17 protein-coding genes are annotated in these 21,685 nt (G+C 35.9%); 16 read left to right on the forward strand and 1 reads right to left on the reverse strand.

From position 1 onward, the window contains the following. The 3 genes from A8L44_RS18875 to A8L44_RS06450 all read left to right on the forward strand — a co-directional run. Positions 1-220: hypothetical protein (locus A8L44_RS18875; protein ID WP_175354249.1), on the forward strand; the 220-nt coding region annotated here is incomplete at its 5' end. Positions 221-379: 159 nt separating this feature from the next. Beyond that, on the forward strand, positions 380-703 hold the full coding sequence (locus A8L44_RS06445; protein WP_066103349.1) for a hypothetical protein: 324 nt from the start codon (positions 380-382) through the stop codon (positions 701-703). 46 nt (positions 704-749) lie between these two features. Beyond that, on the forward strand, positions 750-1,307 hold the full coding sequence (locus A8L44_RS06450) for a hypothetical protein (protein WP_066103352.1): 558 nt from the start codon (positions 750-752) through the stop codon (positions 1,305-1,307). A 471-nt stretch (positions 1,308-1,778) separates the two neighbouring features. Here the strand turns inward: A8L44_RS06450 and A8L44_RS06455 are convergent, their stop codons facing one another. After that, entirely contained in the window at positions 1,779-2,981 is a 1,203-nt protein-coding gene (locus tag A8L44_RS06455) for an ROK family transcriptional regulator (protein ID WP_066103355.1), read from the reverse strand. Positions 2,982-3,379: 398 nt separating this feature from the next. Here A8L44_RS06455 and A8L44_RS06460 point away from each other — a divergent pair, with 398 nt between their 5' ends. The 13 genes from A8L44_RS06460 (at position 3,380) to ebgA (ending at position 21,642) form a co-directional block, all read left to right on the forward strand. Then, the gene (locus tag A8L44_RS06460) at positions 3,380-4,639 is read left to right on the forward strand and encodes a PTS sugar transporter subunit IIC (protein WP_066104263.1); all 1,260 of its coding nucleotides are present in this window, start codon (positions 3,380-3,382) and stop codon (positions 4,637-4,639) included. A gap of 230 nt (positions 4,640-4,869) precedes the next feature. Continuing rightward, positions 4,870-5,769 (forward strand): DUF7916 family protein, encoded by a 900-nt coding sequence (locus A8L44_RS06465; RefSeq protein WP_066103358.1) that lies wholly within the window; start codon positions 4,870-4,872, stop codon positions 5,767-5,769. Between the two features lie 163 nt (positions 5,770-5,932). After that, complete coding sequence (locus A8L44_RS06470) at positions 5,933-6,250, forward strand: PTS sugar transporter subunit IIB (RefSeq protein ID WP_302621338.1); 318 nt, start codon at positions 5,933-5,935, stop codon at positions 6,248-6,250. 42 nt (positions 6,251-6,292) lie between these two features. After that, positions 6,293-6,613, forward strand: a complete 321-nt coding sequence (locus A8L44_RS06475) for a PTS lactose/cellobiose transporter subunit IIA (protein WP_066103365.1) — start codon at positions 6,293-6,295, stop codon at positions 6,611-6,613. A 466-nt stretch (positions 6,614-7,079) separates the two neighbouring features. Next, positions 7,080-7,781: an NAD(P)-dependent oxidoreductase gene (locus A8L44_RS06480; protein WP_254654695.1), complete on the forward strand. Its 702-nt coding sequence runs from the start codon at positions 7,080-7,082 to the stop codon at positions 7,779-7,781. Positions 7,782-8,233: 452 nt separating this feature from the next. Next, positions 8,234-9,406 (forward strand): amino acid deaminase/aldolase, encoded by a 1,173-nt coding sequence (locus tag A8L44_RS06485; protein ID WP_066103368.1) that lies wholly within the window; start codon positions 8,234-8,236, stop codon positions 9,404-9,406. Then, positions 9,406-10,713 carry a D-arabinono-1,4-lactone oxidase gene (locus A8L44_RS06490; protein ID WP_175354263.1) on the forward strand — a complete coding sequence of 436 codons (1,308 nt, stop codon included), beginning with the start codon at positions 9,406-9,408 and terminating at the stop codon, positions 10,711-10,713. The genes A8L44_RS06485 and A8L44_RS06490 overlap by 1 nt, the downstream gene beginning before the upstream one ends. A 773-nt stretch (positions 10,714-11,486) precedes the next feature. After that, positions 11,487-13,046: a response regulator transcription factor gene (locus tag A8L44_RS06500; protein ID WP_066103377.1), complete on the forward strand. Its 1,560-nt coding sequence runs from the start codon at positions 11,487-11,489 to the stop codon at positions 13,044-13,046. Positions 13,047-13,061: 15 nt separating this feature from the next. Next, positions 13,062-14,843, forward strand: a complete 1,782-nt coding sequence (locus tag A8L44_RS06505; protein WP_066103380.1) for a sensor histidine kinase — start codon at positions 13,062-13,064, stop codon at positions 14,841-14,843. Between the two features lie 164 nt (positions 14,844-15,007). Beyond that, entirely contained in the window at positions 15,008-16,300 is a 1,293-nt protein-coding gene (locus A8L44_RS06510) for an ABC transporter substrate-binding protein (protein WP_066103384.1), read from the forward strand. 275 nt (positions 16,301-16,575) lie between these two features. Next, positions 16,576-17,391 carry a carbohydrate ABC transporter permease gene (locus A8L44_RS06515; protein WP_077248036.1) on the forward strand — a complete coding sequence of 272 codons (816 nt, stop codon included), beginning with the start codon at positions 16,576-16,578 and terminating at the stop codon, positions 17,389-17,391. Beyond that, a complete protein-coding gene (locus A8L44_RS06520) occupies positions 17,384-18,208 on the forward strand; it encodes a carbohydrate ABC transporter permease (protein ID WP_066103387.1) in 825 nt (274 codons plus the stop codon). The genes A8L44_RS06515 and A8L44_RS06520 overlap by 8 nt, the downstream gene beginning before the upstream one ends. 269 nt (positions 18,209-18,477) lie before the next feature. Next, positions 18,478-21,642, forward strand: a complete 3,165-nt coding sequence (gene ebgA / locus A8L44_RS06525) for a beta-galactosidase subunit alpha (RefSeq protein ID WP_066103390.1) — start codon at positions 18,478-18,480, stop codon at positions 21,640-21,642. The last annotated feature ends 43 nt before the right edge of the window (positions 21,643-21,685 follow it).

Here is a 21,685-nt window from a genome sequence, read left to right on the forward strand (position 1 = left end):
AAATGATCAAGATCAAAGAAATGATCAAGATCAAAGAAATGATCAAGATCAAAGAAATGATCAAGATCAAAGAAATGATCAAGATCAAAGAAATGATCAAGATCAAAGAAATGAAAACGAACAGAAAAGTGATCAAGAAACTGAACAGAAATTCCGTTTTGATCTAAAAAATGGTAACGCTTATGTTGAGAAAAGTGGTAATTCAGAATTCAAAAACTAATTTATCCAATGGTTGTATTATAAACCTTTTGCTAAATAAGTAACAGTATTGCTGGAAAACCTAGGAAACGTTAAGTTTCTTAGGTTTTTTTAGGTCCTGTATCTTTAGCCTATACAATAAGATAATACTTTCATACAAATATAAAGTGAGGTGATTTCCGTGGATGAAGGCCAAGAAAAGTTAATAAAAGATATGGTGGAAGAACAGGTTAAACAATATTTTGAGCAAATAGAAAATAATTTTTCCGCAGTATTAAAAAATGAAAATGGGAATGCAAGTGTTAAACAAAGTGGAAATGGTATTGTATATATTGATAATACTGGGATTGCCTATGCGATGATCTTATTTTATCAATATTTTATTGGAAAGAACGATGATAAGATAGATATCGATTCATTATTCATTAGATTAGATGCCTTATTAGATGAAAATCGTAAGTCATTTAAGGATTTGATTAAATCCATAAATAGTGAAGCTGATTAATTTTACGGTCCTAAGCAGACATAATGTTCTAAAAAGGAGGAGGGGGATGAATAAACAATTAATTGATTCAATTAAACCTGGACACATTTATGTCCTTTACTTTAAAAACGGAAAAAAAATAATATTGAAAATAACACATGTTAATAGTCGGAATGGATCTGTAAGAGGTTACGATTGTTTTGGTATGCAAATGATACTTTGTATTCATTGTATATTTGGATTCGGAACATTAGCATCGTTTCCTAGGTTATGTCCTAAAATGGAAAAAAACAAAGGAATTCAAGATGTGAATGTGACACACAAATCAAATAAATCTTATGATGAATCACCATTAGAAAGTGAAAGAGTCATTGTACCCAATCCACCTTTAGATATTAAAGGCGAGAAAACAGCGGATGTAGATTTAATACAAGAACAAAATAATCCTTTGAGTTCAATAAAATATTCAAATAACAACAATCCTCAATCTATCCATAATTTGCCGAATAATATTAAACATGAGTCGATTATTGCAAAAGAAAGAAATACATTACTGTCTATAAAAATCATCAGTATTAATGGTAATTCAAGTATAGAAAAAAGTGGTGGATCAATTGCTGATTAAGATTGTATAATAATTTGTGAAGAGTTCGTTACCGCATATTGAAATTTTCATCAGACACCCACAAATGTTTGTTATGTTTATCTCATTTAGAGAAGAATAGACCAAGTCTTTCTCTTAAAATCCCTCATATAACGAATTTATGACGAATTCAATTATTTAGAAAAACAATAAAAGTATCATCTCAGATTGGTTATCAGGGTATCCACAGGGGAGTGACTTGCCAAAAAGGTAAGTCATTTTTATTTTAAAAAATACTCCTATACATTTATTAAAAGAGGCTGGGACAAAAGGTTTCCAGTAACTAAAAAAGCCGAACTATTATTAAATGCAGTGTTAGCATTATTTATAATAGTTCGGCTTTTTCTATTTAGATTAATAAAAATCCAATACATCATTCGGCTTTAGACATAATAAATTTAGTTATGTCCCAGCCTCTTTAATTAAGTATGAGCTACTTCTAATCTTTTCTTACTAGCTTTTTATTTTACCCTTTAACAAAAAGTTGGAGATAGCGAAACTGCATGCTCCAAGAGCGCCATTTATATCGGAATATTGTTTAAATGCAATGTCCCAAGTATGGCTGAGGGGAAGTAGAATGTTATTTTGATTTAAATAATGGCTAAGCAGATTGTTTAATACGGGTTCGTTAAATAGCTCTCCGTGTAAAATGATTTTATTTGTATCAATCAACATCGGTAAATTATTGATTGTAATAGACAGGTATTTAATGGCGTTATTAAGGATGTTGGTGACTCCTTCATCCCCCATTTTATAAGCACTTAAAATGGTTTCAATTGTGATGCTATGTTTATCTGGGGTTAATTGCCCCAAAAAAGTTGTATTCGAACTCTCATAAAGTATGCGGGATTTTTTTATAATCCAAGCCTCACTAGCGTATGTCTGCAAGCAGCCCCTTTTTCCACACTCACATAGTTCTCCGTCTGGGTGAACAATCGTATGACCTATTTCGCCTACCAAAAATTTGTTTTCTCCATAAGTATGTCCCTCATAAATATAAGAACAGAACATCCCTCTACTGACATGAAAGAAAATGAAATTATCATCTATATGATTCTTGCTGAATAGTCTCTCCGCGTTGGCCATACAATGAACATTATTTTTAAAGTAGATTGGTAATTCTACATTTTCCAGTAGAAGTCCTAGATTAAAGTTTTTCCAGTGTGTATTGTTGCTGTAAATGGTCTTACTTTTATCATTAAAATGTCCAGGCAATGCAATTCCGACGGCCTTTGGCTGATAGCTGTGATGACAATGAATAAAATGATTTAACTCCTCTATAAAATGAGCTTCTGTTAAAGCATCATTTTTATTTCCTGCATTAAACTTAATTACCTTCTCAGCATAGATTTTTCCGATATTATCACTTAGGCAAAACGAAAAATATTTTTCAGATAATTCACATCCAATATAAAAACTGTGATGTGCGGCAATATCTAAAAGAATCCGTTTACGTCCCGATTTATTATTTTCAGAAGAGTCTTCTCCTAATTCATAAATTAGGTTTTCTTTAAGTAAAGATCCAGTTATCTCACTAACTGTAGCAGGGGTAATACCTGTATGATTTGAAATCTCTATTCGTGAGATAGGACCATGGACATAAATTTTATCTAAAATTTTAGTACGCAGTTCTCTTTGTTTAGTTGTGAGTGTCATGATAATCTCCGTTCTTATTCTTATCTTAATTAATTATAAATTATAATTAATTTACTATTTAAAATCAATTTTCAAAAAACTTTTTCTTCCTTTATATATGGAAAGGTAAATGTGCGAAGTAAAAAAATACTAATACTATCAATAAATTGAAAATTCTTGATTGACAAAAGCGCTTTCATTAATTAGTGTTAAGATAGTTAATTATATTTTATTATTATTTAAATGATAAAAATAAGGTATTTTTATAGTCTTTGATAATAATTTATAAATAAAGGAAGATATTTTGATTTTCAAAGGAGGCTAAGAACGATACAAGGATTACTTATAAGATTAAAAGCATTCTATAAATGTAATTCATTTGGATATGAACCTTGAGGAGGAATTAAACAGTGAGCAAAATGAATGAACTGTTGGAAAATAAAATGATGCCCATTGCTGGAAAATTAGGTAGTAATAAATTTCTGATTGCTATACGAGATGGTATTACGTTTGCAATGCCGTTAATTATTATTGGCTCACTTTTTATGATTATAGCTAGTTTCCCGGTGCCAGGTTGGGAAGCATGGTTGGGTAAGATGGGAATCGCAGACTTTTTATGGAAAGGCACTGACAGTAGTTTTGGGTTAATTGGTTTAATAGCCAGTTTTGGGATTGCTTATAGTTTAACAAGGCAGTTTAATGTAGACGGAATCGGTTCAGGCATTATCTCATTGTCTGCATTTATTATTGCAACTCCATTTATTTCTTCTGATGCTGGAGCTGGAATGCCAATTGCTTATATGGGAGCGAAAGGTTTATTTATTGCTATAATTATGGGTTTGCTTAATGGCTATATATATCAATGGTTCATTAATCGTAATATTCAGATTAAACTTCCGGAAAGCGTTCCGCCAGCTGTAGCCAGAAGCTTCAGTGCCATTATTCCGGGTGCAGTAATTATAACGATGTGGTTAATTATTTATTCTATTCTAAGTACGTTTGATTTACCAAATGTACATGACATTGCGCAAGTCATCTTAGGTAAACCATTAGGGTTATTGGGAAATAACGTTTTTGGTACAATCATCGTGGTAGGTCTCAATAGTTTATTCTGGTTTGTTGGTATCCATGGAGGTAATGTAGTTAACTCAGTTATGCAGCCTGTATGGATTGCCAACTTAGATGAAAATCGTGTGGCTTATCAAGCTGGTCAAGAATTACAAAATATTATTACACTACCCTTTATGGATAACTTCGTCTATATTGGCGGGGGCGGAGCTACGATTGGTTTAGTTTTAGTTCTCGGATATTTAGCACGTAAAAAGAAAACGAGCAAACAAACAAAAGCATTGGCACCGATTACCGTTGTACCAGGTTTATTTAATATTAATGAACCGACTATGTTTGGTATACCAGTAGTATTGAATGTAATGTTGTTCATTCCATTTATTCTTGCTCCAATGATAAATGTAGTGGTCACGTATTTAGCAATGGCCTCGGGTTTAGTACCGTTAACTAGAGCAGCAGCCTCCTGGACAATGCCTCCAATATTCAGTGGATTTTTAGTTACAGGTGATATAAGCGGGGCGATTTTGCAGATTGTTTTAATAATACTGGATATCTTACTTTACTTGCCATTCGTTTTAGCTGTTGAAAAGCGTTTCAAATCGCAAGAATAGTTTGACTATATAAAGTTACTGAACTACTAATTTATCTTTTGATTTGTTCTCAATGAAACTAAAAAATATAGGGATCAAATGATAGTTCCAATGCAAATAATGATTCTTGATTAATTAAGAATGAAAACATACTCTGGGCTACCACTATTAATGAAGAGATTGAAGTGTAAAAGTATGAATGAGCAGGATTAGTGGATTAGTTCAAAAAAGCAATGAAGGGGACTTTAAAAATGAAAAAACGATTAATCAGTGCAAATGCATCAGAAATATTGGAAATGACTGCAGTAGAGTTGAAGCAAAGTATTAAAGCATGCGAAGGACGCGTTATTATGTCTGAAAATGTTGCGGTTCGTGAACCTTATATTGAAGATATTACAAATGCAGAAATTGCCCGCTCGTTTGGAGCAGACTTAATTCTCTTGAATGGTGTTGATGTGCTTTCGCCACATATTGCAGGATTAGAAAACGAAGAAGGTTCATTCGTAGAGGCACTTCACCGATTGGTCGGCCGTCCTATTGGTGTTAATCTAGAGCCAGTGGACAATTCAGCGAATATGGCAGAAGAAAGATTAATCATTTCAAAAGGTCGTCAAGCTAATCTAGAAACCATACAGGAAATTGAAAAATTAGGACTTGATTTTGTATGTTTTACAGGAAATCCTGGCACGGGTGTAACAAATGAACAGATCCAAAAAACGATACAGCTTGCTAAAGAACATTTCTCGGGATTAATTATCGCAGGAAAAATGCATGGAGCAGGAGTGGATGAGCCAGTTGCAGATGCAGAAGTGGTGAAAGGTTATATTGATTCAGGTGCAGATATTATTTTAGTTCCTGCAGTGGGGACTGTTCCAGGCTTTGATGATGAAGAACTAAAGAAGATTGTAAAAAGTGCCCATCAACATGGTGCCCTTGTTTTATCTGCTATTGGTACAAGCCAAGAAAGTTCTGATGAAGACACGGTTAAACAAATTGCTATCCGGAATAAAATTTGTGGGGTGGATATTCAACATATCGGTGACGCGGGGTACGCCGGTCTTGCTCCTGTAGAAAATATATTTGCGATGAGTAAAGCTATTCGTGGTATTCGGCATACAGTCTCTATGGTTGCTCGTTCTATCAATAGGTAAGGCTCATATACTTAGTTTACTAGACAATAGAGGCATAAGCCCAATGCCTTGCCTGCTATAGTTCGTTATTTTCATTGGAAGAAATTTGCGTGAACAGATATTTATATATCCTTATTAACTGACATCTTTAAACTAAAGAATGAAATCAAAGGAGGAACTAACAGTGAAAACTATTATGTTAGTATGTGCAGCAGGAATGAGTACAAGTTTATTAGTGACAAAAATGCAAAAGGCAGCAGAAGTGCGTGGAATCCAAGCTGATATTTTTGCCCAATCAGCACAAGAAATGGAATTTACTCTCGAACAGAAAAATGTAGATGTATTGTTATTAGGACCTCAAGTGAAATATATGCAAAATCAAATTGAATCAAAACTGGTCGGGAAAAACATTCCTGTAGCAGCAATTAATATGCAATATTACGGTATGATGAATGGTGAAAAGGTCCTTGATCAAGCACTGCAAATAATTGAAAACAAGTGATAAAAGGATAGCTGTTAATGGAAGGCGAGAAGGGGGGATACTATGTCATTAGAAGCAAATGATTACTATACTGTGGCGTTTAAGATTATTAGTAACGTAGGTGCGGCTAAAAGCTTAGTAATGGAAGCGCTTTATGCGGCGAAAGAAGGAAAATATGAATTAGCAGAAGAAAAGTTAGCTGAATCAAAACATTTCTTTGTAGAAGGTCATAAAACGCACGCCTCTTTAATTCAAAGAGAGGCAAATGGAGAAAAGCTTGAGTTCTCGCTTATATTTATGCATGCGGAAGACCAGATAATGAGTGTTGATACGATTACAATTCTAGTTACAGAAATGATTGAACTATATAAGCGTACAGCATAGAAGATGTGGACTGCTTACAAATTTGCATACATTTAAAATAGCTGAAATACACATAGCCACAAAAAGGGGCTATGTGTATTTCGGCTTATATTTAGTTACGGTTTTTTTAAACCCAGTTTGTATAAAAGATTTCTTCTAAATCACATCGTTCCCAGATATGGACACTAGAGTAGTGCGGAAATAGGCTGGCACTGGATGTTCTAGTCCGATTATTATCGTAGTAGATTAAAGGAGTACTAAATATGGAAAGAATCCCTAATTGAATACCCTAGTATACGATTTTACGCTAGTCATTTTGAGCTATTCTACTATAATGAACGTCACTGATAAAGAATTGTTTTTATAAGTAGTGAAAATTGATAAAACCAACAGATAATTATATGATTATATTAAATAGTCAATCAAGTGTAAGTAGGTATGTTTAATACAGAGAACAATCCATAGTTTTCCTTAGAATGACTCAGGAATGGATAAAAGTATTGGTCCAAGAAATGTGCAGTGGGCATTCTGGGAATGTTGGGATGATAATAAGAAAGGGTGGTGGATTGTTATGAAAATTATCGTGTTTGGTGCAACAGGTGGTGTAGGTCAATCTGTTGTGCGTCAAGGAGTTGAGGCTGGTTTTGAGGTGACGGCGTTTGTACGTACTCCGGCCAAGCTAGACTTTTCCCATGAAAATTTAAAGATTATACAAGGAAATGCTTTTAATCTAGCGGAAGTAACAGAAGCGATTGCAGGTCATGATGCTGTTATATCTTGCTTAGGCTCGAATCAAGGGATGAAAAAATCAACCGAGCTTCAAGAGATGATAAAAAATATTGTTACTGGTATGAAGGAGCAACATGTAGAGCGGATTATCTACACTGCATCTGCGGGAGTCCATAAAGAATTAACAGGGCTAAGTGGTAAATTGGTCATGAGAATGCTTAAGAATCCTCTAATTGATCATCGGGCTGCAGTTGAATATATTCAATCACATGGATTGAACTACACCATTGTTCGACCGATGGGGCTAACGAATCATCCCTTTACAGGAAAGTATAGAGAATCTGCAACAAGTGTACCAGAGAAATCAAGATCAATACCGCGTGCTGACGTCGCACATTTTATCTTAAAAGCATTAAAGGATAGCCGTTATGAACATACGTCAATCGGCATCTCTACTTGAGTTCCAAAACACGTTCGTTTTAACAAACTGAGAGGGTCAGGGTGTTAATCTTAAACTACTCAGTACTGTGTATATTATTAACTATTACTTTAATGGGAGATTCAAAAATTCCCGCTAGATACATTACAGCAACTGCATTATAAGTAAGAGCGGTCTGTATAGTAGCTAGTAAATAAGGGTCTCCCCTTTGATGGGTATGTTTGTTTATTAAAACTTCCTATATTAAGTCTAAAGCCATTGATGAGTTCACTATATCAATGGCTTTTTTAACTCCATGAAAAAGTATTGGTAACACCGTTAAAAAACATCTACCGCTATAATATAAGATAAACTTTTTATGCGTTTATCTTTCCTTGAAAACGTAATTGTTATAATAAGTCTGAATATTTTGAATAAGTTCTATTTTTAATCATGCTCCTCGTTTATTATGAGAATGAGAGGTGGTGGTGTTAGTGGTGCTATATGAATTATCAAAGGAGTTATCTTATCCAGCCCTTTTGCTGGATTTAGATGCTTTAGATCAAAATTGCAGGAGAATCGCTGAAAAAGCAAATGGAAAAACGATCAGAATTGCTACTAAATCGATACGGTCTATTCCAGTTTTAAAAAGAATTCTCCAATCCAATCCTGTCTATAAAGGAGTAATGTGTTATAGCCCCTATGAAGCTATTTTTCTTGCAGAACAAGGCATTGAGGATATCCTGATAGGTTATCCATGCTGGGATTCCAAACCTCTTAGCAAAATAGCTGAACTAAATGGAAAAGGTCATCAAATTACCTGTATGGTCGATTCCTTTGAACAGATTAAACATTTAAATGCGATTACTAAGGAAGCAAACGGATTTTTTTATTTATGCATCGATATTGATATGAGCACCACATTTGGTAATCTCCATTTTGGAGTAAGACGTTCCCCATTAAAAACAGAAGAAGGCGTGATTCAGCTAGTACGAATTATACAGGAATATCCATCGCTAAAGCTTCTGGGAATCATGGGTTATGAAGCACAAATAGCTGGGGTAGGTGATCATTTGCCATCTCAGAGGCTTAAAAATATGGCTGTTGCTTTTATGAAAAAGAAATCAATTGATAAAATCAAACGGCGAAGGGAGAGGATTGTTCAATCTCTTAAGAGTGAGGGTGTACAATTAGTATTTGTTAATGGAGGAGGAACGGGAAGTCTTGAAACTACATCAAAAGAAGAGGCTGTTACGGAACTGACAGCGGGATCAGGTTTCTATGCTCCTTTGTTGTTTGATTATTACCGAAATTTTCGCTTCACACCTGCCTTATATTTCGCATTGCCAGTCGTTAGAAAACCAACTCCAAATATTTATACTTGTCTTGGAGGTGGATATGTCTCATCTGGAGTGCATGGTCAGGATAAGGTGCCATTGCCTATTTACCCGCCGGGTGGTAAATTATTGTCATTTGAAGGAGCTGGGGAGGTGCAAACCCCTGTTTATTATGAAAAGGAAACGTTGGAAATTGGAGATGTCATTATCTTCAGGGCAGCGAAAGCTGGAGAAATTTGTGAACGGTTTAATGAAATCATTTGTCTTGCTAATCAACAAATCGTTGATCGATTTCTTACCTATCGGGGGGAAGGGAAATGCTTTCTGTAATGAAGACGATACAAGGCAAACGATGGAGAAATTGGTCTCAAACATGTGAAAGTATCCCAGAAAAAATCCTGTATCCTTCCTCAATTGAGGAGATTACTTCAATCATTAAAGAAGCGTCGAAACAAGAGAAAAGAATCAGAGTTGTTGGAGCTGGGCATTCATTTACGAGTTTAGTAAAAACGGATGATTGGCTCATATCTCTTGATTTACTTAGTGGAATTGAACAACTCGATGAGGCAGCCAGTACAGTTACCATCCTGGGTGGTACCCGGTTATTTCAATTAGGAGAAGTGCTTGGACAAGAAGGATATTCTCAGGAAAATTTAGGCGACATCAATGTCCAAAGTATTGCGGGTGCTATTTCAACCGGAACGCATGGAACTGGACTGAAGTTTGGTAATATTCCAACCCAAGTAGTAGAAATCGTCATTGTTACAGCATCTGGAGATGTTCTTACCGTCTCCGAGGAACAAAATCCTCAATACTTCAAGGCTTGTCTCATATCGCTTGGAGTTCTTGGAATCATTGTAAAAGTAAAACTGAAGATAATTAAAACACTTATATATGAATACAGAAGTGAAAGAAAAGAATATCCACTTTTTGAGCAACAGCTTGAATGCTATATCAATGAAAACCGTCACTTTGAATTTTTTCTATTCCCATATTCAGATTGTGTACAAGTTAAAACGATGAATATTACGAATCGTAAACCAAAGGGTTTATTCTTTCATAACTTAAAAAATCTCATTTTTGAAAACTATTTATTTTTTGTACTGTCAGAGGTATGTCGTGTGTTACCAAGGAGCAGTCAAACCATAAGCAGAATATCTGCAAAGGCCGTAGGAACAACAACCATTACGGCAAAAAGCTATGAGATTTTTGCTAGTCCAAGACTTGTGAAGTTCAGGGAAATGGAATATTGTATTCCACTTCATTACTTTAAGCCGGCCATTCAAGAGATTCGGAAGTGTATTGAAGTAAAGAAGCATAAGGTTCATTTTCCGATAGAATGCAGGACGGTCAAGGCAGACGACATTTGGTTTAGTCCTTCTTATCAGAGAGATTCCGCCTATATTGCTTTCCATATGTATAAAGGCATGCCATATGAAGAATATTTTCAAGAGATGGAAGCGATTATGCGGAAGTATGAAGGAAGACCACATTGGGGTAAAATGCATAGCCTAGGTAAAAAAGAATTATATTCCTGCTACCCCAAACTGCCGGATTTTCAAGCCATAAGGTATGAACTTGACCCGCAAGGAATTTTCCTAAACGACTATATTAAAAAGATAATTATTGATGAATAAGAGAATAGCCTTACTATAATCTAAATCTTCTTTACAAGTGAAATGGCGGCCAGATGTTCAGCAAGAGGAGGGTACGGAATCAGTGGTATGCTCCCTACCGCTACTAAGTATAGTTGCCTATCAAGTGAAATCTTCAACACCTATCAAACAGAAAAAAAGCTGGAGTCCGATTCGATGTTATCGGATCGGGCTGTTTCGTTTGCTATATTGCTGCTATTCTTGTATGTTCCTCAATTACTCGGAAGTTTCCACTTTATTTGGAACAATAGAGTCCCCGTTGTAATGCAAAAAGGAGTGCCTTTCCAAAATATCGAAATAAGTATGTTATCAGACAAACACTAAGACCCTAATAACAACCTGCTTAAATGTTTTTTTCACGAGTGGTTTTGACTTATTTTTCCATGAATTGACAAAAACTACATTTTAGACTGCCTGTCGAACTTTATTATGCCGCTGATATCACTCAAGGTAATTTCGAATCAATAAAAGCATTTCAGCAATAAAAAGAGACTTATCATACAGAGAACCAGAATTTATAATTTAAGGTATAATACGGAAACTTCTATTCCATCAGAGGCAGCTATTTGAAGCGTCCTACCTAACTAGGATAAGTTACTCCTTTGTTCTTAAAAAGGTATAAAATATACAACTTCATTAAGCTATTTCTGTAGGAATTATCATAGAAGATATGGTAGCAACAACTAATGTTACTACTTAAAAGCTTATAAATAATAAATTGAACGATTAAAGTTGTCAGCATTTGGAGGTAGATTATGGTAAAAGACGATGGAATTTGCAGAATACTGATTGTAGATGATGAAATACTAATTAGACAGGGAATTAAGCATTATTTAGATTGGGAGTCTGAAGGTTTTCAAATCGTTGGAGAAGCTTCAAATGGTCAGGAAGCATTGGAAATGATAGAAGTTTTGAGTCCGCACATCATTATTACAGACATCGTCATGCCTATCATGAATGGAGAAGAATTAACACGAGTCGTTAAAGAAAAATATCCCCAAATAGAGGTCATTATCCTGAGCAGTTATGGCGAATTTGACTATGTACGCTCGGCCTTTCAATGTGGAGTGGTTGATTATATTTTAAAACCAAAACTCGAGGCGCAAAGTCTATTAAAAGTTTTAAAAACCGCTGTTAAAAGAATACCAGGTTTTCAATCAAGGGAAAAGGAACTGAATGTAAGTCTATCTATCGATCAAATTATCAACAGGTTAGTTTTAGGGTATGATGTACATTTTGATTCAAAACAGATTATTAGAGCTTTTCCTTACAGTCATTACAGTTTATTGGGTGTGGACTTAAAAAAACACCCATCCAAGGGTGCTGCTGAATTTTTAATTCAAGTCAAAACTAAGGTTGAAAACGTATTCAACAAAAAGATAAGCGAGGTCTCTTACTATTCTTTTAACTATGATCCGCATATCATTGTATTTCTTTTGAATACAGATCAAGATCATATGACAAGAGTTAAGGATGTTGCTAATCAATTGGCAGCTTCACAGGTCGCATGTGGTTTTGCTTTAACGGAGGGATTCCAAAGTTTTGGTCAATTAGGAGGAATTTTAAAGAACAGCCTTCTAAAACTGTTAAACTATCGCTTTTATTTTCCTGATATCTTAGTTCTAACTGAACGATCTTTACCTAAGACTGTACATAGGAGTGAAAAATTCAATCTGGATTGGTTTACAGAAGAGTTCGGAAATAAGCACTTTGATTCGTCTTTTCACTATTTAAGGAATCATGCCCTAAAATTATCTAATTGTTTTTTTGTGGATGTTTTCGAGTATAAATCATTTATCAGTAACATCATATTTAACATTACAATCCTCCTTGGCAATATGAATTATGATATCAAAGAGCTTGAACAAAGCAGGTACTCGTTTTTCAAGCTCATTGATGAAGCACATTCTGCAAATGAGACAATTAAACTTTTGGATTGTTTTATTGAGGAAGCGAATAAATGCATATTCTTAATGGAAAATCGAGCAGAGAATATCACTATGAAGAAGTTTATGGACTACATTAAGAGTCATTATGCAGAGCCGCTTACCTTAACCGATGTGGCTACTTATTTTCATTTTAATCCTTCTTATATTTCAAGCTATTTTACAACTCATAATCATGAAGGATTTATAGATTCTTTGAATAGAATTCGGATTGAAGAGGCATGTAAGCTACTCCTTAACGAAACAGCTACTATCGCAGAAATAAGTGAAATGGTCGGTTTCTCGGAGCATAGCTATTTTTGCAAAGTATTTAAAAAAATAAAGGGGATGTCCCCTAGTCAATACAAAAGAAAACAATTTATAGGATAAGGGACGTGATTAAATATGAGACTTATACCCGAGCGATTTAAACACCACACTTTATTTATTACGATTTCCCTTATCACCTTCACCATTATCATTCTTGTTTCTGTGACGATTACATGGACAACAATTCGCATGTCGGAGGAATTCTTTTTTGAAAAATTCAGTATTACGAATGCGAAAATAATAAACGAAATAAAAGAACGCTTTGAGTCTTTTCATTATTCTATTGTCATTGCGTCAAATAATATTTTACAAAGCGGCACAATTAAGACCAACCTAACTGAGGAGCAAACGAATGCTCAAAAAATGATCTCATTTTATACGATGGGGGAATATATTAAACAAATTCAATCGAATATTGAAGCTTACGAGCTTGAAATCATCGTTAAAGGAGAAAATGGGGTTACCTTAACGACCAATCGTACCCACTGGCCGATATCTGATCAGGAGCTTAATGAAAGTATCTTAACAAGCAATACATTTAAAGAACCGAAACGGCTTCTGTATCAATATGATGAACGTAAGAGCGAAACGAGAAGTATTGAGGATAGAAGGTATGTTGTAGCTACAAAAGCGTTAATGGATCGACTTTCCGGTACTGTTTATGGCTCCATGTATTTTTCTTATAGGGAAAGTGAATTCAAAAAGGTCTATTCCAACTATACTAGCCCTGGGAATGATATTTTCATTATTGATAAATCAGGGAGGATTGTTTCCAGTAACCAGTCTCAATTTATTGGGCAAAAGGAAGTGGAACTCCTTCGGTATGCGAAAGAGAGTAAAAACAACTCAAATAATTATATGATTGGTAGTTTTAAAGGGAAGGATCAGGTCATTTTTGTAGAAGCACTTCCCTCTTTTGATATGTATTTATTTAATATTATTGATAAAGAAAAGACATTTGGAAATTTAATTGATAAGAGAAAAATTGTATTGATCTCGCTAGGGATTGTTTTGATAGGTCTGGTCAGTATATTTTTCGTATCAAAAAGATTGACTAATTCTTTATCAAGACTTGTTAGACAGATTGAAAATGCGCCAAAATCTAAATTTCGTCAAAACGTGGCTGTTTTAGGTACATATGAAACGAGGCAAATCGGAAATGCTTTTAATTCCATGCTGGATGAGCTGCATGAATATGTTGAGCAGTTAATGCTGTCGCAAAAACAGAAACGGAATGCGGAGCTGGCAGCCCTGCAGCGACAAATCAATCCACATTTCTTGTACAATACATTAGCTTCCATTAAATTTATGGTTCAGCAAGACCGCAAGGAAGATACGGAAGCTATGATTACTGCTTTGATTTCCTTACTTCAAAATACAATAGGCAATGTGAATGAAACGGTTACTGTTAAACAGGAACTGGATAATTTGAAAAACTATGTCTTCATTAATCAAAAACGTTATGGAAATAAAATACATGTAAGCTATATGGTTTCGCCAGATTGTATGGATTTTCATCTGCCTAAGCTAATTCTTCAACCTTTTATGGAAAATTCATTTTTCCATGGGTTCAATCGTAAAGCGGGGGGATCTATCCATGTCCTTATTTGGCAGGAAGAGAACAACCTGATTTGTGAAGTAGTAGATAATGGTGACGGAATAGCGGATGAGCAAGGTGAAAATCTTCCTAATCAAACGTACAAACGACAGCTTTTCTCAGGAATCGGTGTTAGGAATGTTCATGAGCGTATTCAACTTATATATGGAGAAGAATATGGAGTAACCATTTCCAGCAAACAGGGAGAAGGAACAAAGGTACGGATTATCATTCCTTCTCATATGGAACAAAAATCGTAATAAAATCTAAAGATATTCCAAATTCCCAAAAATGAATACGCTTTCAATTGGCAAAAATAATACAAGTTTACGAAAATATCTTCCTATCGAGTTGTAGCAAAGGGGTGCTAACATAATACATGTAGGATTGATAACGCTTACAATTAGAGATGGAGGGGATGTCAATGAATAAGATTTTTGCATTATTGTTAGCCAGTATTCTTTTGTTATCAGCTTGTTCTTCTGAATCAAAAACGAACGAAGAGGCTTCCGACACAGAAAAGGGTAGCAATGAATTAACGGTATGGACTTGGGATCCAAATTTCAACGTGAAAGCTATCGATATGGCAAAGGACTATTATAATAAGGAAAATTCCGAGCTTAGTTTAAAAATCATTGAAAATGCACAAGCAGACATTGTCCAAAAACTTAATACCAGCTTAAGCTCCGGTACAACTAAAGGAATGCCGAATATTGTCTTAATTGAGGATTATCGTGCGCAAAGCTTTCTTAAAGCGTATCCAGATGCATTCTTCGATTTATCAAAATATTATAAAGCGGAAGATTTTGCAGAATACAAACTTGCTCCTACCAGTTTAGAAGATAAGCATTATGGTATTCCATTTGATTCAGGAGTATCTGGATTTTATGTAAGAACAGATTATTTAGAGAAAGCAGGCTACACTGTTGAAGATTTGCAGGGTATAGACTGGAACAAATATATAGAAATAGGCAAAAAAGTTAAAGAAGCCACTGGCAAATCTATGATTTCAATGGATCCTAAAGATCTTGGTCTTATTCGTCAAATGATTCAGACGAGCGGTTCATGGTATTTGAAGGAAGATGGCGTTACCCCGAACTTGGCAGACAATGAGTATCTTAAAGAAGCATTTCAAACTTACAAAGAGATTGTAGAAGCAGATATATCAAAACCGGTTTCCGACTGGGGTCAATATCTTGCTTCCTTTAATAGCGGTGAAACAGCATCCATTCTAACAGGTAACTGGATGACAGCCTCAGTAAAGCAGGAAGTATCTCAAAAAGGTAAGTGGGCAATTGTTCCTTTCCCTAAACAATCTGGTAATGCAAATTCTGTTAATGCTACTAACCTTGGCGGAAGCTCTTGGTATGTTCTTGATATTCCGGGCAAAGAGAAGGCTGCAGATTTGTTGGCAAAAACTTTCGGTTCGAACGTTAATTTTTATCAGGATCTAAATAAAGAGATTGGTGCAATTGGTACGTATAAGCCTGCTGCAGAAGGTGAGGCTTATAAAGCAGCAGATGAATTCTTTGACGGTCAGAAAATCACAGAAGATTTTTCTAAATGGGTGGCTGAAATACCACAAGTAAACTATGGTGCGCACACGTATGTAATTGAAGATATATTAGCAGTGGGAATGCAGGATTTCTTAAAAGGAAAAGAACTTGATAAAGTCTTGAATGACGCACAAACACAAGCAGAACAGCAAATTAAATAATAGGTTGGTCTCTGCTAATCTAGCAAATGAAAATTCAAGCCTCGGGAAATTGCCGGCTTCTCCTATAAGAATAGGAGCTACTTTGATCAACAGGCGCGTTTCCCGAGTTTTTTATCAATCTAGTAAGGAGTTGATGTATATTGTTCCCGGCTAAAACCAAACAAAGTTATCATACGAACACAACCGGCCAGAATGTAATACCCCAAAAAAACAGTCGGAAGCATCGGGTGAAAAATGCAACGATTGGATGGTCTTTTGTCGTACTGGCAGTCATCATGATTTGCACATTTACTTTCTATCCAATGATTCAGGCATTTATAATGTCTTTACAATCTGGCACGGGTACAAATCTTTCCTTTGTCGGATTGGACAATTATGCACGTTTATTTAAGGATCCTACTTTTTTGACAACAGTAAAAAATACGGTGATCTATCTCATTATTCAGGTCCCGATTATGATTATTTTTGCTTTGTTTATATCGGTTTTACTGAACAATCCGAAATTAAAGTATCGGGGATTATTTCGAACAGCCATATTCTTACCATGTGTAACGTCACTTGTTGCCTATTCTGTTATTTTTAAATATTTATTTTCTATGGATGGCATTGTAAACACCATGTTAATGAAATTAGCTCTTATCTCTGAACCAATCCAGTGGTTGACTGATCCCTTTTGGGCAAAAATAACGATTATTATTGCCATCACTTGGAGATGGACTGGTTATAATATGATCTTCTACTTATCTGCTCTGCAAAATATTGATTATTCTATTTATGAATCAGCAAAAATTGACGGGGCATCCTCATTTCAACAGTTTTTTAAAATAACCATACCATTACTAAAACCAATTATTTTGTTTACGTCCATTATCTCAACAATAGGGACACTTCAATTGTTTGATGAAGTCATGAATATTACACAAGGCGGACCTGGGAATGCAACGATGACCATTTCTCAGTATATTTATAATCTGTCATTTAAATATACCCCTGACTTCGGTTATGCAGCCACCGTCTCGTATGCAATTGTGATTATGATTGTATTCTTCTCCATCCTTCAATTTAAAATGGCAGGTGATAAAAATGAGTAAACTTAAAAGTATTTTTAACTATACTTTTTTAAGCATAGTCTCCGTTATTTCCATCTTTCCATTTATATGGATGGTAGTCAGTTCGACTAATAAGTCGGTGGATGTAACAAAGGGTCGGTTATTACCAGGGAGTCATCTGGTGGAAAATATTCGAAGTTTGCTGAATACCACCGATCTTGTATCTGTATTAAGTAATTCTATTAAAATAGCAGTTATTACAACAGTGCTTTCCTTGTTGATTGCCTCTTTGGCTGGTTATGGATTTGAAATTTTCAGAAGCAAAATGAAGGACTATGTTTTTAATTTCTTATTACTTTCCATGATGATTCCTTTTGCTGCTTTAATGGTTCCGTTATTTCGGATGTTTGGAACTATTTCCGAAGCTACTCCAATGGTGGGTATTGATACACTTGCTGCAGTTATTTTACCAACAAGTGTAACAGCCTTTCTGATATTTTTCTTCCGCCAAAGTACAAAGATGTTCCCAAGGGAAATTATTGAGGCTGGCCGAATTGATGGATTATCGGAGCTAGGGGTTTTCCTTAGGATTTATATTCCAACAATGAAAACAACATATGCTGCAGCCGCCATTATTACTTTTATGGCAAGCTGGAACAATTACATATGGCCGCTTGTAGTGCTCCAGTCACCAGAGAACCATACCTTGCCGTTGTTAATATCAAATCTTGGGTCAGGATATTCTCCAGACTTTGGAGTGATTATGACAACGATTGTTATTGCAACGCTGCCAACTGCACTGATATTCTTCCTTCTCCAAAAACATTTCGTTGCCGGCATGATGGGGTCAGTGAAGTAGTTGATTTTCGAGTATTCAAAAAGGAATTGGATAAAAGGCTGAGAAACAAGTTGTTCTTCATCATTCATGCAACTCTAAAATGGCTGACTTAATGAGATTATACTCAGTTTCTATAAGCGATTTCACGCTTTTACTGGACGAATAAACTTTTCGTTTTCGTTTAATTTGCTAACTGCTGATGAACTTAATGGCGAATGAATGATGAGAAAATACAGAGCAATCAAAAAGTAAGTAAGTATTCGATTATGTAGAAAGAAGGGTGAAGAGTTATGAAAAAAGAGTCGTACGATTGGGAAAACTTATCTGTTCTTCATGTGAATCGTTTGCAAGAGAGGGCTTACTTCTTTCCTTATACCAGTGAGTCATCCGCATTGACTTACGACAGAGGAAAAGCTGAGGAGGTTAAGGTGTTAAATGGCGTATGGAAATTCCACTACGCTGAGAATCCGTCTTTGACACCGAAGCAATTCATTGAAGAATCATATGATACTAGTCAGTGGGATGATCTGCAAGTTCCATCAAACTGGCAGATGCATGGATATGGAAGGCCTCATTATACAAATGTACAATATCCATTTCCAGTAGACCCGCCTCATGTTCCAACTGAAAATCCAACAGGCTCTTATAGACGTGAGTTTACCGTTCCAAGTGATTGGGCAGATCAAGCAATTATCCTACGATTTGAAGGTGTGGATAGTGCCTTTCATGTTTGGGTAAACGGCAAGGAAGTTGGCTATAGCCAGGGCAGCCGTCTTCCAAGTGAATTTGATATTACCAAGTTGGTTCATGAAGGAAAAAATGTAATAGCTGTTCAGGTTTATCAATGGTCTGAGGCGAGTTATATCGAGGACCAGGATATGTGGTGGCTCAGCGGTATATATAGAGACGTTTATTTGCTTGTAAGACCAAAGGCGCATGTCAGAGATTATTTTATCAAAACAACTCTCGATGAAAACTACGAAAATGGCGAATTAGAAATTGAAACCTATATATTAAACCAAAAGAATAATCCGATAACTAATTATCAGCTTGAAATAAAATTAGTAAACCATTTATATGAAGAAGTTGAAATAAGAGATTTAAAAAATATTACGATTGATGTGATGGATGAAGCAAAAATATCTTCTGTTATCCCGATTGACAATCCGAATAAATGGTCGGCTGAGAATCCCTACCTTTATCATCTGCTTCTTACCCTGAAAGATGAGAAAGGGAATGTGATAGAAGTCATCCCAACTAAAGTCGGTTTCCGAACAGTAGAAGTAAAAGATGGAGTTTTGCTAGTAAATGGGATAGCGGTCATGTTTAAGGGGGTCAATCGCCACGATCATCATCCTGATCTTGGACGAGCTGTTCCGATGGATTCGATGATTGAGGATATCCAACTGATGAAACTTCACAATATAAATGCGGTAAGGACATCCCATTATCCCAATGATCCACGTTTCTATGATTTATGTGACATTTATGGATTGTATGTCATCGATGAGGCGGATTTAGAATGCCATGGATTTGAGGAGATAAATAACTATAATCAAATCAGTGATGACTCAGCTTGGGAAGAGGCCTACGTGGATCGGATGAAACGGATGGTTGAACGGGATAAGAATCATGCTTCCATTGTTATGTGGTCGCTGGGGAATGAATCAGGATTTGGTCGAAATCACGTAGCGATGGCTGAATGGTCCAAAGCAAAAGATCCAACAAGACCTATTCACTATGAAGGTGAATGCCGTTTCATTATGGAAGAAGGCGAAAATATACCGACCAGGGATCCAATTGCTTCAGATGTCCACACAACTATGTACACACCAGTCGAGATCATGGACGAATTAGGGAAGAGAGACGACCTGAATAAGCCACATATTCTTTGTGAATATGCTCATGCGATGGGGAATGGACCTGGAGGATTTAAAGAATATTGGGAAACCTTCTATAAATATAGAAGATTGCAGGGAGGTTTCGTCTGGGAATGGATTGACCAAGGGATTAGACAGATAAATGATAATGGGGAAGAGTACTTTGCCTATGGTGGAGATTTTGGCGAAACACCGCATGATTCCAACTTTGTCATTGATGGCCTAATCAGGCCTGACCGGACACCATCACCTGCGTTAATAGAATACAAGAAGGTGATTGAGCCAGTTAAGGCAGAAGCAGTTGATTTAGAGAAAGGGATAATTGAAATTACTAACCGATATGATTTTATTCCTTTAGATCATCTGCAATTATCATGGTCTATTATATGTGATGATCAAATTCTTGATCAGGGGATGCAATCTGTTGAAGGTATTCAAGCAGGTGAATCAAAGTGCATTACTATACCGTTTACGCTACCTACTATTATAAGGGATCACACTGATTACTGGTTAAATGTAAATTTCCGGACGACTGTAGATACCTTATGGGCTAAAGCAGGTCATGAAATAGCATGGGAGCAATTTAAACTTCCAGTTTTAGCGACAGTAACTGAAAATAATACCTCGTTTTCTTATCCTATAGCGGTTAAAGAGTGTGATCGGTTGATTACGGTATCTGGAGATCATTTTGAATTTGCCTTTAGTAAAATCTTTGGCGTCATAGATTCATGGACTGTTGAGGGAATGAAGGTTTTTGGATCAGGGCCGAAATTGAATGTATGGCGGGCACCGACAGATAATGACAAGCTGGCTATTCATAAAGGTATAAGTTCAAAGGAAGTATGGCAAAAATATGGTCTGCACTGGATGCAGCATAGAATCACTGATGTAACGTATGATGTTTCATCTGATAAGAAGAGCGTGGATATTCATGTCACTGTCCGAATTGCGCCGCCAAGAATTGCTTGGGGGATCAACACCACATACACCTATACCATTTTAGGCAGCGGCGATGTTTTTCTGAAGGTAAAAGGTGAACCTTATGGAGAACTGCCGGAAACGATGCCGAGAATTGGGTTAACGATGAAACTGCCAAAAACGTTGGAGAATGTCAGCTGGTACGGCCGGGGTCCTGGAGAAGCTTATGCAGACAGCCGGATGGCCAATAAAGTAGGAGTATGGTCCAGTGATGTTGAAGGGTTATATACACCTTATGTCTGGCCGCAAGAAAATGGAAACCGTCATCAGGTTAAATGGGTATCATTAACGGATACAAACGGTTTTGGTCTTTTAGCGGTCGGTGAACCAGAAATAGATTTCAGTGCCCACTACTATACTGCTGAAAATTTTGAAAGAGCTAACCATACGTATGACTTGAAAAAACAGGATTTTATTACCTTTAATTTGGATTATAAACAACACGGTCTTGGCTCTTCCAGCTGTGGTCCAGATGTACTGGAAAAATATCGTTTAAGACCTGAAGCTTTTGAATTTAAAGTGCGTTTCAGGCCGTATAACAAATTTCAATTTTCGCCAATCGAACTGAGCAAGGTTTTGATTCAAAACAATAACTAAAAAAAGCAGCGAAATCCCGTGAGAGTACGTACGCTCATTAGGA

The sequence above is a fragment of the Bacillus sp. FJAT-27986 genome (assembly GCF_001685035.1).
GTDB lineage: Bacteria > Bacillota > Bacilli > Bacillales > Pradoshiaceae > Pradoshia.

Coding starts and splice junctions, on each gene's coding strand:
- ebgA (WP_066103390.1), top strand. CDS start 18,478: ATGAAAAAAGAGTCGTACGATTGGGAAAACTTATCTGTTCTTCATGTG.
- A8L44_RS06515 (WP_077248036.1), top strand. CDS start 16,576: ATGATTTGCACATTTACTTTCTATCCAATGATTCAGGCATTTATAATG.
- A8L44_RS06505 (WP_066103380.1), top strand. CDS start 13,062: ATGAGACTTATACCCGAGCGATTTAAACACCACACTTTATTTATTACG.
- A8L44_RS06490 (WP_175354263.1), top strand. CDS start 9,406: ATGAAGACGATACAAGGCAAACGATGGAGAAATTGGTCTCAAACATGT.
- A8L44_RS06465 (WP_066103358.1), top strand. CDS start 4,870: ATGAAAAAACGATTAATCAGTGCAAATGCATCAGAAATATTGGAAATG.
- A8L44_RS06450 (WP_066103352.1), top strand. CDS start 750: ATGAATAAACAATTAATTGATTCAATTAAACCTGGACACATTTATGTC.
- A8L44_RS06520 (WP_066103387.1), top strand. CDS start 17,384: ATGAGTAAACTTAAAAGTATTTTTAACTATACTTTTTTAAGCATAGTC.
- A8L44_RS06510 (WP_066103384.1), top strand. CDS start 15,008: ATGAATAAGATTTTTGCATTATTGTTAGCCAGTATTCTTTTGTTATCA.
- A8L44_RS06475 (WP_066103365.1), top strand. CDS start 6,293: ATGTCATTAGAAGCAAATGATTACTATACTGTGGCGTTTAAGATTATT.
- A8L44_RS06460 (WP_066104263.1), top strand. CDS start 3,380: ATGAATGAACTGTTGGAAAATAAAATGATGCCCATTGCTGGAAAATTA.
- A8L44_RS06500 (WP_066103377.1), top strand. CDS start 11,487: ATGGTAAAAGACGATGGAATTTGCAGAATACTGATTGTAGATGATGAA.
- A8L44_RS06455 (WP_066103355.1), bottom strand. CDS start 2,981: ATGACACTCACAACTAAACAAAGAGAACTGCGTACTAAAATTTTAGAT.
- A8L44_RS06480 (WP_254654695.1), top strand. CDS start 7,080: ATGGATAAAAGTATTGGTCCAAGAAATGTGCAGTGGGCATTCTGGGAA.